Source organism: Xanthomonas sp. LMG 12460 (genome assembly GCF_009192895.1).
In the GTDB taxonomy this organism is placed as follows: domain Bacteria; phylum Pseudomonadota; class Gammaproteobacteria; order Xanthomonadales; family Xanthomonadaceae; genus Xanthomonas_A; species Xanthomonas_A sontii.
Map to the genome: position 1 here is coordinate 1 of NZ_NKUH01000036.1, position 15,269 is coordinate 15,269.

Genomic DNA, 15,269 nt, shown 5'->3' on the forward strand with positions numbered 1-15,269 from the left:
CCCAGCCCCCCGCCGCCGCCCCGTTGACCTACCGCGACGCCGGCGTCGACATCGATGCCGGCAACGCCGTCGTCGAACGCATCAAGCCCCTGGTCAAGCGCAGTTTCCGCCCCGAAGTGATGGGCGGGCTGGGCGGCTTCGGCGCGCTGTTCGACCTGTCCGGCAAGTACCGCGAGCCGGTCCTGGTGTCCGGCACCGACGGCGTCGGCACCAAGCTGAAGCTGGCGCAGCAGCTCGGCCGCCACGACACCATCGGCATCGACCTGGTGGGCATGTGCGTCAACGACGTGCTGGTGCAGGGCGCCGAGCCGCTGTTCTTTCTGGACTACTTCGCCACCGGCAAGCTCGACGTGGAGACCACCGTGGCGGTGGTCGGCGGCATCGCCCGCGGCTGCGAACTGGCCGGCTGCGCGCTGATCGGCGGCGAGACCGCGGAAATGCCCGACATGTACCCGCCGGGCGAGTACGACCTGGCCGGCTTCACCGTCGGTGCGGTGGAGAAGTCGCAGCTGCTCGACGGCGCCCGCGTGCGCCAGGGCGACGTGTTGATCGGCATCGCCTCCTCCGGCCCGCATTCCAACGGCTACTCGCTGATCCGCCGCATCTACGACCGCGCCGGGCGCCCGGCCGACCTGCAGGTCGGCGGCGCGGCCCTGGCCGACGCGCTGATGGCGCCGACCGCGCTGTACGTCAAGCCGATCCTGTCGCTGCTGCGCGAACAGGGCGAAGCCATCCATGCCATGGCGCACATCACCGGCGGCGGCCTGACCGAGAACATCATCCGGGTCATCCCGGACGGCCTGGGCCTGGACATCCGCGCCAGTGCCTGGACCCTGCCGCCGGTGTTCGAGTGGCTGCAGCGCGAAGGCGCGGTGGCCGACAGCGAGATGTGGCGCACCTTCAACTGCGGCATCGGCTTCGTGCTGGTCGCCGCGCCGGAGCAGGTGGCCGCGCTGGAGCGCAGCCTGGACACCCTGGGCCTGGCGCACTGGCAGATCGGCGCGGTGGTGGCCGCCGCGGACGCCGGCGAACGCGTGCACATCGGCTGAGCCGCATGGCGGCGGCCAAGCGCGCCTGGCTGACGCTGGCGCTGGCGGTGTTCGCCACCAGCTGGCTGCGGCCGCTGTGGCCGGCGGAACAGGCCATGCACAGCTCCCTGGCAGTGCTGGGCCTGGTCTGGCTGGTCTGGCACGACCGGCGCTGGCCGCTGCGCACCGGCCACTTCGCCGCCATCTGCCTCTTCATCAGCGTGCACAACGTCGCCGCGCACTGGCTCTACTCCAATGTGCCCTACGACCAGTGGCTGCGCGCGCTGACCGGTGGCTGGTCGCCGAGCGCGGCGTTCGGCTGGCAGCGCAATCACACCGACCGGCTGATCCACCTGCTGTTCGGGGCGTGCTTCGCGCCGGCACTGCGCGATCACGCGCGCCAGCGCTGGCCGGCGCTGTCGGCGCGGCAGGCCTTCGTTTTGGCGACGATGGCGATCATGTGCGTCAGCCTGGTCTACGAATGGCTGGAATGGCTGATCGCGCTACTGCTGTCGCCGGAGCAGGCCGAGTCCTACAACGGCCAGCAGGGCGATCCCTGGGATGCGCACATGGACATGCTGCTGGCCACGCTGGGCTGCGCCAGCGCCTGGCCGTGGCGGCGCACCCCGCGCCCGCTTCCCTCCACCCCGCGCTGAGACCGACGATGTCGCTGCCACCGCCTCTTCCCGCCCCCGGCGGCCATGCCGCCGATGTGGTGCGTGCCACCTCCGACCTGAACACCCTGGCGACGCTGTATGCCGTCATGGCGGGGCTGCAGGTCGTCGTGGTGCTGCTGGTGGGCGCTTTGCTGGCCTACGGCGTGCACGAGGAGGCGCAGCTCAACGCCGTCGGCCAGAGCCCGGACCAGGCGCAGAGCGGCGTCATTGCGATCGTGATGCTGTCGATCCTGCTCGGCTTCGGCCTGCTCGCGCTGCTGCTCAAGGTGCTGGTTGCGCGCGCCTTGCGCCACCGCCGCCAGTTGGGGCTGTGCTACGCCGGCGCCGTGATCACCTGCTTCGGCTTCCCGCTGGGCACCGCGCTGGGCATCGCCACCTTGCTGACGCTGCAACGCCCCGCGGTGGACGCCCTGTTCCGGAATCCTGTCCGATGACGCTTCGCCTCGCTGTCCTCGCCTCCGGGCGCGGCTCCAACCTGCAGGCCATCCTCGCCGCGATCGCCGCCGGCACCCTCGATGCCGAGGTGGTCGGCGTGTTCGGCGATCGTCCGGAGGCGCCGGCGCTGGCGATGGTGGCGCCGGACCGGCGCTGGTCGGCGCGGCCCAAGGACTTCCCCGATCGCGTCGCCTTCGAGCAGGCGCTGGGCGACGCGGTCGCCGCGGCACGGCCGGACTGGGTGGTCTGCGCCGGCTACATGCGCATTCTCGGCGCCGGCTTCGTGCAGCGCTTCGGCGGGCGCCTACTCAACATCCACCCCTCGCTGCTGCCCAAGTACCGCGGCCTGCACACCCATGCCCAGGCCTTGGCGGCCGGCGACGCCGAACACGGCGCCAGCGTGCATTTCGTGGTGCCGGAACTGGACGCCGGCGCGGTGATCGCGCAGGTGCGGGTGCCGGTGCAGCCCGGCGACGGTCCCGACGACCTGGCGCAGCGCCTGCTGCCGCGCGAACACCGGCTGCTGTGCGCGGTGCTGCGGCTGGCCGTGGCGGGCCGCCTGTCTGAACGGGACGGCAAGGTCTGGCTGGACGGTCAGTGCCGGTTTAGTCCGCTGCGCCTAGATTGCGACGACGTGCTGCTTCCCTGAATGCGCTGCCGCACCTTCCGCGGCTCCTCCCTCCCCCTCTTCCCTCCCGCTCACGCCAGCCGATCCCATGAAGCTCGCTCCGCGTCCGTTCGCCTTCCTCGTCGCGTCCGGCCTCGGCCTGCTGGCGCCCATCGTCGCTGCGCAGGTCGCGCCGGCGCCCGCCGCGCAGCCGGCGCCGCAGACCGCCCCCGCCCCGACCGCGCCCGCCACCGGCGCACCTGCACCTGCACCTGCCGCGGCGCCGGCGCTGCCGGCGGAGGCCTGGACGCCGCCGCCGCTGCAGCCCTTCGTCGCCACCTACGATGCCCTGTACAAGGGCAAGCCGGCCGGCGACGCGCGCATGGACGTGGTGCATACCGGCGGCGACCAGTGGCGGGTCGACCTGGGCGTGCATGGCCGCAGCGGCTTCGCCAGCATCCTCGGCCTGAACATCGAGCAGAGCACGGTGTTCACCGTGCAGGACGGCCGCTACGTCCCGCAAAGCCAGAGCACGGTCAAGAAGGCGGTGTTCTTCGGCAAGAAGGTCACCGGCGTGTACGACTGGAAACAGGGCGTGGCGCGCTGGGACGGCGACCTGAAGAAGGACCGGCAGGCGCCGATCCCGCTGCAGCCCGGCGACCAGAGCGCGCTGCTGCTCAATCTCTCGCTGATGCGCGACGCGCAGCCCGGCAAGACCATGACCTACCGCTTCGTCGACGTCGGCCGGGTGCGCGAACATGTCTACCGCGCCGCCGACCAGACCGAGACCGTGCAGGTCGGCGACATCAGCTACGACGCATTGCGGGTGTCGCGCACCAATGGCGGCCGCAATGAGACCATCCTGTGGATCGCCAACGGCGTGCCGACGCCGGTGCGCATCCTGCAGCGCGAAGATGGCGAAGACCGCATCGACCTGCGCCTGACCGAATACCAAGGAGCCTGACCATGACCCGCATCGCCCGCCCGCTGACCGCCCTCGCCGCCGCCCTGCTGGCCACGGCGAGCCTGCCCGCCCTGGCCCTGGAGCCGTTCACCGCGGACTACCAGGCCAGCTACATGGGCATGCAGGCCAACGGCGTGATGACCCTGGCCAAGCAAGGCGCCGACCGCTGGCGCTACAGCCTGGCGATCAAGAACCAGGTCGCCGACCTCAGCCAGAGCACCGTGTTCGAGGAAAAGGGCGGGCAGCTGCGTCCGCTCAGCAGCGACGACCGCTCGGTGTTCCTGATCAAGAAGAAGGCGGTGACCGCCAACTACGACTGGAGCACCGGCCAGGCGACCTGGGGCGGCGATCTCAAGGCCGACCGCCGCGGCCCGGTGAAGCTGCAGCCGGGCGACATGGACGCGCTGCTGATCAACCTGGCGATCGCGCGCGACGTCAACGCCGGCAAGACCCCGAGCTACCGCATGGTCGACGAGGGCCGCGCCAAGCCGATGACCTACCGCGTCGCCGGCAAGGAAGCGGTCACCGTCAACGGCAAGACCGAGCAGGCGACCAAGGTCAGCCGCACCGACGGCTCCAAGGAAATCATTGCCTGGATCGTGCCGGACATGCCGGTGCCGGTGCGCATCCTGCAGCGCGAGAACGGCCAGGACGCGCTGGACCTGACGATCAAGGCGTTGCGCTGAGAAGCCGGGATTGGGGAATGGGGATTCGGGAATCGTGACAGCGGCTTCGCCGCGGGAATTGGGAATCGGGAGTGGAGAATCGTGAAAGCGGTTTCCCGCGCTTGATCGTTCCCGTGTGTGGGCTGGGATTGGGGAATCGCAACAGCAATTCCCTGCCCGTGGTGCTTCCCATGTGGGAGGGGCTTCAGCCCCGACGCGCTGAGCCGGGATTGGGATTTGGGATTTGGGAAAGCGCAGCAGCAGTTCCCAACGCAGCGCGTGGCGTCCCATGTGGGAGGGGATTCAGCCCCGACGCGAGTACGCGAATCGCCCTGCGGAAACCGGCGAGCGATTGCAGAAGCTCCGAACGGCGCGAGTCAACGCCCATCCATCGAACATGCAACGAGGCGACAGGTAGCGCTCTCCCTTGGTGCACAGCCTGGGCGGGCGCCGCCCAGTCAGCGCCCTGCCCCACGCCGTTACTTCTTCTCCGCCGGCGCGGCCTTGAAGGTGGTGCGGCAATCCACGCGGATCTGCGCGCCGGTGCTGCGCCAGTAGAAGGTGCTGCACTCGCGCGGGCCGTTCTGGGTGCGGCTGACGCCGACCGCGTAGAACGACTGCCAGATCTCGTCGCGGGTGACCTGGCCATCGCCGTTCCAGTCCATGTCGCGCTCCTCGATGCCCTGGGTGATGGCGATGCCGGTGTACCAGGCATAGCCCACCCAGGCCAGCAGCACCACCACGATCGCCAGCAATACCTTGCGCCGGCGGCTGAAGCGGCCGCTGAGGATCATGCGACGCGCCGGATGGACGCGCCCAGCGCCCCCAGCTTCTCCTCGATGTTCTCGTACCCCCGGTCCAGGTGGTAGATGCGGTCGATGGTGGTGTCGCCGTCAGCGACCAGGCCAGCCAGGATCAGCGAGGCCGAGGCGCGCAGGTCGGTGGCCATCACCGGCGCGCCGCTGAGCCGCTCGGCGCCGCGCACGATCGCGGTGTGGCCCTCGATCTGGATGTCCGCGCCCAGGCGCAGCAGTTCGTTGACGTGCATGAAACGGTTCTCGAAGATCGTTTCGTTGATCACGCCGACGCCGTCGGCCACGCAGTTGAGCGCCATGAACTGCGCCTGCATGTCGGTGGGGAACGCCGGATACGGCGCGGTGGTCAGGCTGACCGCGCGCGGGCGCTTGCCGTGCATGTCAAGGCGGATCCAGTCCTCGCCGGTCTCGATACTGGCGCCGGCCTCGGTGAGCTTGTCCAGCACCGCGTCGAGGGTGTCGGCGCGCGCGCGGCGCACGGTCACGCTGCCGCCGGTCATCGCCGCGGCGACCAGGAAGGTGCCGGTCTCGATGCGGTCCGGCAGCACCGCGTGGCGGCCGCCGGACAGGCGCTCCACGCCGTGCACGACGATGCGCGAGGTGCCGGCGCCTTCGATCTTCGCGCCCAGCGCGATCAGGCAGTCGGCCAGGTCGCTGACCTCCGGCTCCATCGCCGCGTTCTCCAGCACGGTGGTGCCGTCGGCCAGGGCCGCGGCCATCAGCACGTTCTCGGTGCCGGTGACGCTGACCATGTCGAACACGTAGCGGCCGCCCTTGAGCCGGCCGTTGCTGCTGGCCTTGATGTAGCCGTTCTCGACGCTGATCTCCGCGCCCAGCGCCTGCAGGCCCTTGATGTGCTGGTCGACCGGCCGCGAGCCGATCGCGCAACCGCCCGGCAGCGACACTTCGGCCGCGCCGAACTTCGCCAGCAACGGGCCCAGCACCAGGATCGAGGCGCGCATGGTGCGCACCAGTTCGTACGGTGCGACGTGCTGGTGGACCTTGCGCGGGTCGACGGTGATCGCGCTGCCGCGCGACAGCGTGCCTTCGTCGATGGTGACTTCCGCGCCCAGCTCGCCGAGCAGCTTCACCGTGGTGATCACGTCGTGCAGCTGCGGCACGTTGGTGATCTCCACCGGCGCATCGGCCAGCAGGGTCGCGCAGAGGATCGGCAGCACGGCGTTCTTGGCGCCGGAAATATTGACTTCACCGTGCAGCGCGTTGCCGCCGGTCACTACGATTTTGGCCATGGGTCTCGTGGGGGAATTGAAAAGGGGAGAAACGGGCGCGCGGCGGCTCAGCCGGCGGCGCGCCCGGCCTGCTCGGGGGTCAGGGTGGTCAGGGCCAGCGCGTGGATCGCCCCGCCCATAAGCTCGCCCAGGGTGGCGTAGACCATGCGGTGGCGGGCCAGCGGCAGCTTGCCGGCGAAGGCGGCGCTGACCACGGTGGCCTCGAAGTGCACGCCGTCGTCGCCCTGCACCTGCACCTGCGCGTCCGGCAAGCCGGCCTCGATGAGTTTACGGATGGTTTCGGCGTCCACCGGGCTTTCCTAATAAAATGATCGGCCATTCTACCCTCCGACCGGCACCCGCATGGATGTATCGCCCCTGTCTCCCACGACGCCCGACGACGCCGGCCTGGTCGCCAGCGGCCGTCGCGTGGTCGAGATCGAGCAAGCCGCGCTGGCGGCGGTCGGCGCGCGCATCGGCGCCGAGTTCGCGGCCGCCTGCCGGCTGATCCTGGGTTCGCGCGGGCGCGTGGTCGCCACCGGCATGGGCAAGTCCGGCCATGTGGCGCGCAAGATCGCCGCCACCCTCGCCTCCACCGGCACCCCGGCGTTCTTCGTGCACCCGGGCGAGGCCGGGCATGGCGACCTGGGCATGATCACCGATGCCGATGTGGTCCTGGCGCTGTCCTATTCCGGCGAGTCCGACGAGATCCTGATGCTGCTGCCGGTGCTCAAGCGCCAGGGCAACGCGGTGATCGCGATGACCGGGCGCGCGCAGTCCACGCTGGCGCGCGAGGCCGACCTGCACCTGGACGTCAGCGTGCCGGCCGAGGCCTGCCCGCTGGACCTGGCGCCGACCTCCAGCACCACCGCCTCGCTGGCGCTGGGCGATGCGCTGGCGGTGGCGCTGCTGGACGCGCGCGGCTTCACCGCCGACGACTTCGCCCGCTCGCACCCGGCCGGCAGCCTCGGCCGCCGCCTGCTGCTGCACATCACCGACGTCATGCACCGCGGCGACGAACTGCCCAAGGTGCGCGAGGACGCCAGCCTCAGCGAGGCGCTGGTGGAGATGAGCCGCAAGCGCCTGGGCATGACCGCGGTGGTGGACGCCGACGACCGCCTGCTCGGGCTGTTCACCGACGGGGACCTGCGCCGCGCCCTGGACAGCGCGCTGGACGTGCGCCAGACCCGTATCGCCGAGGTGATGACCCGGCAGCCCCGCACCATCGGCGCCGACCAGCTCGCCGCCGAGGCCGCACGGTTGATGGAAACCCACCAGATCAATGGCCTGATCGTGGTCGACACGGCCGGCCGCGCGGTCGGCGCGCTCAACATTCACGACCTGTTGCGCGCCAGAGTGGTTTAACAGGCTGAACCCGTTCACTGCCCGCGGTGTCCCACGCCGCTGGCCCTGGCCGCTGGAAAGCCGGCCTCCCCACCCCGATATCCCGAACATGCCCTATTCCCCGCTGGCCGACCTTCCCGCCGACCTGATCGACCGCGCCGCCCGGATCCGCCTGGCGTGCTTCGACGTCGACGGCACGCTGACCGACGGCCGCCTGTACTACGACCGCGACGGCAACGAGAGCAAGGCCTTCAATGTGCTCGACGGCCAGGGCCTGGTGCAGTTGCGCCGGCACGGCATCGACGTGGCGCTGATCACCGCGCGGCCCAGCCTGGCCGCGGAGAAGCGCGGCCAGGAACTGGGCCTGCTGGTACAGATCGGGGTCAAAGACAAGCGCGCCGGCGTGCAGGCGCTGTGCGACGAGCGCGGCATCGGCCTGGAGCAGGTCTGCTTCATGGGCGACGACCTGCCCGACCTGGCGCCGCTGCGCGTGGTCGGCCTGGCGGTGGCACCGGCCAACGCCCATCCCTGGACCGCCGAACACGTGCACTGGACCACCCGCGCCCGCGGCGGCGAAGGCGCCGCCCGCGAACTGTGCGACGTGCTGCTGGCGGCGCAAGGCCACGTCCCGTCCCTGCTGCAGGAGCATGGCGCATGAACTGGCGTACCACTCTCGGCGGCCTGCTGCTGGTCGGCGCCCTGATCAGCGGCTGGTCTGCCTGGAACCAGCGCAGCAAGCCCAGCCGCAATCCGTCCGACGAAGCCAGCGTGGACTACATCGCCCGCGACTTCGAGATCGTCAGCCTGGACAAGCAAGGCAAGGAAGCGATGACCCTGCGCGCGCCGCAGATGGAACGCAGCCGCGCCGACCAGACGATGTCGATCGTGACTCCGCTGTTCCTGCTGCCCGACGCCAACGGCCAGCACTGGGAAATGCGCAGCAAGACCGGCTGGGTCAGCGCCAACGGCGACGAACTGCGCCTGCGCGACGACGTCGCCGGCGACAGCCCCAAGGTGCCCAGCATCCCGCCCACCACGTTCCGTACCCAGAGCCTGGACGTCTTCCCGCAGACCAACAGCGCACGCACCGCCGACCCGGTCACCATGACCCGGCCCGGTATGATGCAGACCGGCGTCGGCTTCCAGGTCGACTTGAAATCCCGGCAGTACAAGCTCCTTTCACAGGTCAAGTCCCGTTATGAACCGAATGCTGCCCGCTAAGCTCGCCCTGCTCGCCCTGCTGCTGCCGACCCTGGCGCTGGCCAAGTCGTCCGATCGCAACCAGCCGATGGACATCAAGTCCGATGCAAGCGATTGCAACATGATCGACGACAACGGCAAATGCCACTTGTCGGGCAACGTCGTGATCATCCAGGGCACCCTGGAAGTGCATGCCGACACGGCCGACATCTTCCGCAAGAACGGCGACATCGATCGCGTACTGCTCAAGGGCAAGCAGGCGACATTGAAGCAACTGATGGACGACGGCTCGCCGATGGACGGCGTCGCCGACAACATCGACTACACCATGTCGAACGACACGGTGATCCTCACCGGCAACTACCGCATGACCTCGCCCAAGGGCACGAATGCCGGCCAGCGCATGGTCTACAACACCAAGACCGGCGACATGCAGGGCGGCGGCGACGGCACGCGCGTGCACACGGTGATCCAGCCGAAGAACGCTGGCGCTGCTCCGGCCGGCACGCCTGCGAACGGCGCGAAGCCTGCCGCCAAACCGGCCGCGACGCCCGCCAAGCCGGCCAAGCCTGCGAAACAAGGAGGCCAGTGATGCTGCTCGCCGAAGGCCTGCGCAAGCGCTACAAGCAGCGCGAAGTGGTGCGCGATTTTGCGCTGACCCTGGAGGCCGGCGAAGTGGTCGGCCTGCTCGGCCCCAACGGTGCCGGCAAGACCACCTGCTTCTACATGATCGTCGGCCTGGTCGACGCCGATGCCGGGCGCATCGTGCTCGACGGCAACGACATCACCGCGCTGCCGATGTACAAGCGCGCCAAGCTCGGCGTCGGCTACCTGCCGCAGGAACCGTCGGTATTCCGCAAGCTCAGCGTCGCCGACAACATCCGCCTGGTGCTGGAACTGCGCGAGGATCTGGACGCCGCCGGCCAGGAACGCGAACTGGTGGCGCTGCTGGACGAACTGCAGATCAGCCACGTCGCCGACCAGCTCGGCGCCAGCCTCTCCGGCGGCGAACGCCGCCGCTGCGAGATCGCCCGCGCGCTGGCCGCCAAACCGCGGCTGATGCTGCTCGACGAGCCCTTTGCCGGCGTCGACCCGATCTCGGTCGGCGAAATCCAGCGCATCGTCACCCACCTCAAGCAGCGCGGCATCGGCGTGCTCATCACCGACCACAACGTGCGCGAAACCTTGGGAATCTGCGACCGGGCGTATATCCTCAACGAGGGCAGCGTGTTGGCGCAGGGGGCGCCGGAAGCGCTGCTGGCCAACAGCGACGTGCGCCGCGTCTACCTCGGGGAAACCTTCAGGCTCTGACCGCGCACGCGCCGGCTACGCTCCTTCCGCGCTCGGTACAGGCATGAAAGCACGGCTGCAGACATCGCTGGGACAGCACCTGGTCATGACGCCGCAGTTGCGGCAGGCGATCAAGCTGTTGCAGATGTCCAGCGCCGAGCTGGAGGTGGAGATCGCCGAGGCGGTGGAGAGCAATCCGCTGCTGGAGTGGTCCGAGGACGCTGCACCGGCGTTCGAACGCAGCGAAGGCGCCGACCACGGACTTGACCGCGACCACGCGGCAGGCGAGACACGTAGCGACGGCGATGGCGACCGCGGCGAAGCCACGCAGGCCGCCGACGGCGCCGACTGGGCCGACGCCGAGCCGGCCTGGGCCGGCGGCAGCGGCGGTTCGTTCGACGACGACGACCTGGGCAACGCGGCCGAGCGCGTCGCCGAACCCGACACCCTGATCGATCACCTGCTGTGGCAGCTGCACCTGTCGCCGCTGTCCGCGCGCGACCGCAGCATCGGCGCGGCGCTGATCGACGCGCTCGACGACGACGGCTACCTGCGCGAGCCGCTGGCCGCGATCGCCGAGACGCTGCGCCCGGACATCGCCGCCGAGGAGGACGAGATCCTCACCGTGCTGCACCAGATCCAGCGCTTCGACCCGGCCGGCATCGCCGCGCGCAGCCTGGGCGAGTGCCTGACCCTGCAGTTGGACACCCTGTCCGAGGACACGCCGGGGCTGGCGCTGGCCCGCATCATCGCCAACGGTCCGCTGGAGCGGTTGCCGCGCAGCGGCGTGGCCGGACTGGCCCACGAACTCAAGCGCCCGGCGGCGGAGGTCGACACCGCGGTCACGCTGCTGCGCTCGCTGGACCCGCGCCCGGGCAAGCAGATCGGCGAACTGGGCAGCGACACCTACGTGGTGCCGGACTGCGTGGTCTGGCGTCAGCGCGGCGTCTGGCATGCAGCGCTGTCGGCGCATGCGCAACCCAAGGTCACCATCCACCGCGGCTACGAGCGGCTGATCCGCCAGTGCGGCGAAAGCGACGCCGGCTACCTGCGCGGGCAACTGCAGGAAGCGCGCTGGCTGCTGAAGAGCCTGGAGGCGCGCGGCGAGACCTTGCTCAAGGTGACCCGGTGCCTGCTCAAGCAGCAGGCCGGCTTCCTGGAGTTCGGCGAACAGGCGCTGCGGCCGCTGACCCTGCGCGAGATCGCTGGCGAACTGGGCCTGCACGAAAGCACCATCTCGCGCGCCATCGCCCGCAAGTACGTGCGCACCCCGCGCGGCACCATCCCGCTGCGCGCCTTCTTCGCCTCGGGCATCGACACCGACAGCGGCGGCGAGGCGTCCAGCACGGCGATCCAGGCGATGATCCGCCGGCTGATCGAGGCGGAAAATCCGCGCAAGCCGCTTTCTGACGCCAAGCTGGCCGACCTGCTGAAAAGTGCCGGCGTGCCTGTAGCGCGCCGCACCGTGGCGAAGTATCGTGAGGCCATGAACATTTCCGCCTCCCACGAACGCGTTCGAATCGGCTAGCGGCGGCGGCGATGGTTCATAGGTGTGAAACCCGAACCAAGGAGTATCCGATGCGTATCGAGACCTACGGCCAGCAGATCGAAGTCACCCCCGCCCTGCGCGAGTATGTGGAGACCAAGCTGCAACGGCTGAAGCGACACTACGAGGAAACCATCGAGGTCCGCGCCCAGCTGGCGCTGCGCAAGCCCGACCATCACGTCGAGGCCACGGTCAATGTCCCCGGCCGCACCCTGCACGCCGACGCCACCGCGCAGACCATGTACGCGGCGATCGACCTGCTCGCCGACAAGCTGGACCGGCTGATCATCAAGCACAAGGAAAAGAAGCACGACCACCATGCGGCCGAGGTGCGCGACAATCTCGCGTGATCCTCCCCACGTTGCGCCGCCATGCCCTTGACCGATCTGATGGCGGCCGTCAGCACTCAGGTGCTTCCGGCCGCCGATCGCGACACCCTGCTGCACACCGCTGCCGGTCTGCTGGCCTGCCAGCAGGCCGGCGCCGATGAACTCTTCGCCAGCCTGCGCGAGCGCGAGCAGCTCGGCAGCACCGCCATCGGCCATGGGATCGCCATCCCGCACGGCCGTGCGCCGGACCTGGACGCCCCACGCGGCGCGCTGCTGCGCCTGCAACAGCCGATCGATTTCGACGGCCAGGGCACCCTGGTCGACCTGATCTTCGCCATGGCGGTCCCGGCGCACTACACCCACCAACACCTGATGCTGCTGTCCGAATTGGCCGAGCAGTTCTCGATCGAAGAGTTCCGCGACGCCCTGCGCAATGCGCCGGACGCCGCCGCACTGTATGCGCTGCTCGGCGGCGCGCCACGGGCCGCCGCATGAACACCAGCATCGACGCACGCGAGCTGTTCGACCAGCAGCGCGACCGCCTGGGCCTGCGCTGGATCGCCGGGCACAAGGGCGAACACCGGGTGCTGGAGGCCGGCAATGCGGTCTCGCGGCGCCCGTCGCTGGCCGGCTATCTCAACACCATCTACCCCAACAAGGTGCAGATCCTCGGCACCGAGGAACTGGCCTGGCTGGACTCGCTGGACGCGCGCCAGCGCTGGGAGACCATCGAGAAGATCGTGCAGGTGCGGCCGCTGGCGCTGGTGGTCACCAAGAACCAGTCGTGCCCGGAAGACCTGCGCGCGGCCGCCGACGAATCCGACACGCCGCTGTGGGTCTCGCCCAAGCGCGGCCACGAACTGCTCAATCACCTGTCCTACCACCTGGCACGCACGCTGGCGCCGCGGGTGATCCTGCATGGCGTGTTCATGGAGATCTACTCGATCGGCGTGCTGATCACCGGCGAGGCGGGTTCGGGCAAGAGCGAACTGGCGCTGGAACTGCTCAGCCGCGGCCACCGCCTGGTCGCCGACGACGCCCCCGAATTCACCCAGATCGCCCCCGACGTGCTCGACGGCACCTGCCCGGAACTGCTGCAGGACCTGCTGGAAGTGCGCGGGCTCGGCGTGCTCAACGTGCGCGAGATGTTCGGCGACACGGCTGTAAAGAAGAACAAGTACCTTCGGCTCATCGTGCACCTGACCCGGCCCATGACCGAGCCCACGCCCCATGGCTACGAACGTCTCACCGGCGATTCCGGGACCCGCCACGTGCTGGACCTGGACGTGCCGCTGATCACCCTGCCGGTGATGCCCGGCCGCAACCTGGCGGTGCTGACCGAGGCCGCCACGCGCCTGCACATCCTGCGCACCAAGGGCATCGACCCGGCGGCGATGTTCATCGCCCGCCACAGCAACCTGCTGGAGCGGCGCAGCCCATGACCGACGGCGCCCCCACCTCCACCCTGGTCATCGTCAGCGGCCTGTCCGGCTCCGGCAAGTCGGTGGCACTGAAGACCTTCGAGGACCTGGACTACTACTGCGTCGACAACCTGCCGGTGGAACTGCTGCCGGCCTTCGTCAAGAGCCTGGTGCGCGAGGATGCCGGCCCCAGCAAGCTGGCGGTGGGCATCGACGTGCGCAGCCGCCACAGCGACCTGAGTCAGCTCTCGCGCTGGCGCGAGGCGGTGGCGCAGTTCGGCCTGGATGCGCGACTGCTGTTCTTCGACGCCAACGACGAGGCGCTGATCAAGCGCTACGCCGACACGCGCCGGCGCCATCCGCTGTCGCGCCAGGGCCTGTCGCTGCCGGAAGCGATCGAGCGCGAGCGCGCCCTGACCGAGCCGCTGCGCGAGGCGGCTGATGCGGTGATCGACACCAGCACGCTCAACGTGCACCAGCTGCGCCGGCGGGTCACCACCGAGTTCGCGCTGTCCAGCGAGAACACCTTGTCGCTGCTGTTCGAGTCCTTCGCCTACAAGCGCGGCGTCCCGGCCGAGGCGGATTTCGTGTTCGACGCGCGGGTGCTGCCGAATCCGCACTGGGACCCGGAACTGCGGCCGATGACCGGCCGCGACAGCGGCGTGCGCGAGTACCTGGACGCGCAACCGGACGTGCAGCGCTACACCGCGCAACTGATCGACTTCCTCGACACCTGGCTGCCGCGGCTGCGCAACGACACCCGCAGCTACGTGACCATCGCCTTCGGCTGCACCGGCGGCAAGCACCGCTCGGTGTACCTGGCCGAACGCCTGGCCCGCCACGCCCGCGAACAGGGCTGGCCGGAAGTGGCGACCTTCCATCGCGAGCAGGATTGATCGAAAAGCCGGGATTCGGGATCGGGCATTCGGGATTGGCAAAAGCGGCATTGCTCTGGCTCTTGCGAATCCCCAATCCCGAATCCCCAATCTCCGCTCCCCACAGGCATTCCCTGCGCCCTGCCTGACCTGTTAACGTTCTCCCATGGCCTGTGGCATTCTCCTCATCACCCACCCTGGGATCGGCGCCGCGCTGCTGAGCGTGGCGACCCGGCTGTTGCGGCAATTGCCGCTGAAAACCGAAGCGTTCGAAGTGCCGTTCGACGCCGACCTCGACGCGCTGCTACCGAACGCATCTGCCGCGTTGCGGCGGGTGGACGACGGCGATGGCGTGCTGGTGGTGACGGATCTGTACGGCGCCAGCCCGAGCAACCTCGCCGCACGGCTGGCGCGCCTGGGCACGCCGGTGCGGCGCGTGTCGGCGTTGAGCCTGCCGATGCTGCTGCGGATCATGAACTACCCCGAACAAGGACTGGAGCAGTTGCCCGCGACCGCCGCCGCCGGCTCGCGCAACGGCGTGGTGATCGACGATGCTTGAACGCGAACTGCTGGTCTCCAACCGCCTCGGCCTGCACGCCCGCGCCACTGCCAAGCTGGTGCAGACGCTGTCCTCGTTCCGCTGCAACGCCACGCTGGCGGCCAAGGGCCGCGAGGTCAATGCCAAGAGCATCATGGGCGTGATGCTGCTGGCCGCCGCACAGGGCACGCCGGTGACGGTGCGGGTGGACGGCGCCGACGAAGCCGAGGCACTCAAGGCCGTGGTCGACCTGTTCGAGCGGCGCTTCGACGAGGACAGCTGAGCATGCGCCGCCGGCGGCCGCAG

Annotated in this window: 21 protein-coding genes; 18 read left to right on the forward strand and 3 right to left on the reverse strand. The window is 69.6% G+C overall.

Going from position 1 to position 15,269, the window contains the following annotated elements; all coding sequences use genetic code 11:
* Positions 1–23 precede the first annotated feature (23 nt).
* From purM to CEK66_RS08315, 6 genes are all read left to right on the forward strand, one after another.
* Positions 24–1,049, forward strand: a complete 1,026-nt coding sequence (gene purM, locus CEK66_RS08290) for a phosphoribosylformylglycinamidine cyclo-ligase (protein WP_152236609.1) — start codon at positions 24–26, stop codon at positions 1,047–1,049.
* Positions 1,050–1,054: 5 nt separating this feature from the next.
* The gene (locus CEK66_RS08295; protein WP_148829897.1) at positions 1,055–1,684 is read left to right on the forward strand and encodes a DUF2238 domain-containing protein; all 630 of its coding nucleotides are present in this window, start codon (positions 1,055–1,057) and stop codon (positions 1,682–1,684) included.
* A gap of 8 nt (positions 1,685–1,692) precedes the next feature.
* Entirely contained in the window at positions 1,693–2,139 is a 447-nt protein-coding gene (locus CEK66_RS08300) for a hypothetical protein (RefSeq protein ID WP_043095727.1), read from the forward strand.
* Positions 2,136–2,789: a phosphoribosylglycinamide formyltransferase gene (gene purN / locus CEK66_RS08305; protein ID WP_152236573.1), complete on the forward strand. Its 654-nt coding sequence runs from the start codon at positions 2,136–2,138 to the stop codon at positions 2,787–2,789. The genes CEK66_RS08300 and purN overlap by 4 nt, the downstream gene beginning before the upstream one ends.
* A 67-nt stretch (positions 2,790–2,856) precedes the next feature.
* A complete protein-coding gene (locus CEK66_RS08310; protein WP_152236575.1) occupies positions 2,857–3,711 on the forward strand; it encodes a DUF3108 domain-containing protein in 855 nt (284 codons plus the stop codon).
* 2 nt (positions 3,712–3,713) lie between these two features.
* Positions 3,714–4,397, forward strand: coding sequence for a DUF3108 domain-containing protein (locus CEK66_RS08315; protein ID WP_017910671.1), 684 nt, complete (start codon positions 3,714–3,716; stop codon positions 4,395–4,397).
* Positions 4,398–4,855: 458 nt separating this feature from the next.
* Here CEK66_RS08315 and CEK66_RS08320 read toward each other — a convergent pair whose 3' ends face one another.
* Genes CEK66_RS08320 through CEK66_RS08330 form a run of 3 tightly spaced genes read right to left on the reverse strand, consistent with a single transcriptional unit; the run spans position 4,856 to position 6,731 of the window.
* Positions 4,856–5,170, reverse strand: coding sequence for a hypothetical protein (locus CEK66_RS08320; RefSeq protein ID WP_010344096.1), 315 nt, complete (start codon positions 5,168–5,170; stop codon positions 4,856–4,858).
* Complete coding sequence (murA, locus tag CEK66_RS08325) at positions 5,167–6,441, reverse strand: UDP-N-acetylglucosamine 1-carboxyvinyltransferase (protein WP_010344097.1); 1,275 nt, start codon at positions 6,439–6,441, stop codon at positions 5,167–5,169. The genes CEK66_RS08320 and murA overlap by 4 nt, the downstream gene beginning before the upstream one ends.
* Positions 6,442–6,488: 47 nt before the next feature.
* On the reverse strand, positions 6,489–6,731 hold the full coding sequence (locus CEK66_RS08330; protein WP_017910668.1) for a BolA/IbaG family iron-sulfur metabolism protein: 243 nt from the start codon (positions 6,729–6,731) through the stop codon (positions 6,489–6,491).
* Between the two features lie 52 nt (positions 6,732–6,783).
* On the opposite strand from CEK66_RS08330, the gene CEK66_RS08335 reads away from it, so the two are divergent.
* From CEK66_RS08335 to CEK66_RS08390, 12 genes are all read left to right on the forward strand, one after another.
* A complete protein-coding gene (locus CEK66_RS08335) occupies positions 6,784–7,785 on the forward strand; it encodes a KpsF/GutQ family sugar-phosphate isomerase (RefSeq protein WP_017910667.1) in 1,002 nt (333 codons plus the stop codon).
* An 88-nt stretch (positions 7,786–7,873) separates the two neighbouring features.
* A complete protein-coding gene (locus CEK66_RS08340; protein ID WP_017910666.1) occupies positions 7,874–8,422 on the forward strand; it encodes an HAD hydrolase family protein in 549 nt (182 codons plus the stop codon).
* The gene (gene lptC, locus CEK66_RS08345) at positions 8,419–8,985 is read left to right on the forward strand and encodes an LPS export ABC transporter periplasmic protein LptC (protein WP_152182017.1); all 567 of its coding nucleotides are present in this window, start codon (positions 8,419–8,421) and stop codon (positions 8,983–8,985) included. The genes CEK66_RS08340 and lptC overlap by 4 nt, the downstream gene beginning before the upstream one ends.
* Positions 8,963–9,556, forward strand: coding sequence for a lipopolysaccharide transport periplasmic protein LptA (lptA, locus tag CEK66_RS08350; protein ID WP_152236577.1), 594 nt, complete (start codon positions 8,963–8,965; stop codon positions 9,554–9,556). The genes lptC and lptA overlap by 23 nt, the downstream gene beginning before the upstream one ends.
* Positions 9,556–10,275, forward strand: coding sequence for an LPS export ABC transporter ATP-binding protein (gene lptB / locus CEK66_RS08355; protein ID WP_019799410.1), 720 nt, complete (start codon positions 9,556–9,558; stop codon positions 10,273–10,275). Before lptA ends, lptB begins: the two co-directional genes overlap by 1 nt.
* Before the next feature lie 43 nt (positions 10,276–10,318).
* Positions 10,319–11,782: an RNA polymerase factor sigma-54 gene (locus CEK66_RS08360; protein WP_152236579.1), complete on the forward strand. Its 1,464-nt coding sequence runs from the start codon at positions 10,319–10,321 to the stop codon at positions 11,780–11,782.
* 50 nt (positions 11,783–11,832) lie between these two features.
* Entirely contained in the window at positions 11,833–12,150 is a 318-nt protein-coding gene (gene raiA, locus CEK66_RS08365) for a ribosome-associated translation inhibitor RaiA (RefSeq protein WP_152236581.1), read from the forward strand.
* Between the two features lie 21 nt (positions 12,151–12,171).
* Positions 12,172–12,624, forward strand: a complete 453-nt coding sequence (locus tag CEK66_RS08370; protein WP_017913815.1) for a PTS sugar transporter subunit IIA — start codon at positions 12,172–12,174, stop codon at positions 12,622–12,624.
* Entirely contained in the window at positions 12,621–13,571 is a 951-nt protein-coding gene (hprK, locus tag CEK66_RS08375) for an HPr(Ser) kinase/phosphatase (protein WP_017910661.1), read from the forward strand. The genes CEK66_RS08370 and hprK overlap by 4 nt, the downstream gene beginning before the upstream one ends.
* The gene (rapZ, locus tag CEK66_RS08380) at positions 13,568–14,446 is read left to right on the forward strand and encodes an RNase adapter RapZ (RefSeq protein WP_017913816.1); all 879 of its coding nucleotides are present in this window, start codon (positions 13,568–13,570) and stop codon (positions 14,444–14,446) included. Before hprK ends, rapZ begins: the two co-directional genes overlap by 4 nt.
* Before the next feature lie 145 nt (positions 14,447–14,591).
* Positions 14,592–14,984 (forward strand): PTS sugar transporter subunit IIA, encoded by a 393-nt coding sequence (locus CEK66_RS08385; protein ID WP_017910659.1) that lies wholly within the window; start codon positions 14,592–14,594, stop codon positions 14,982–14,984.
* Positions 14,977–15,246 (forward strand): HPr family phosphocarrier protein, encoded by a 270-nt coding sequence (locus tag CEK66_RS08390; protein ID WP_010344110.1) that lies wholly within the window; start codon positions 14,977–14,979, stop codon positions 15,244–15,246. Before CEK66_RS08385 ends, CEK66_RS08390 begins: the two co-directional genes overlap by 8 nt.
* The last annotated feature ends 23 nt before the right edge of the window (positions 15,247–15,269 follow it).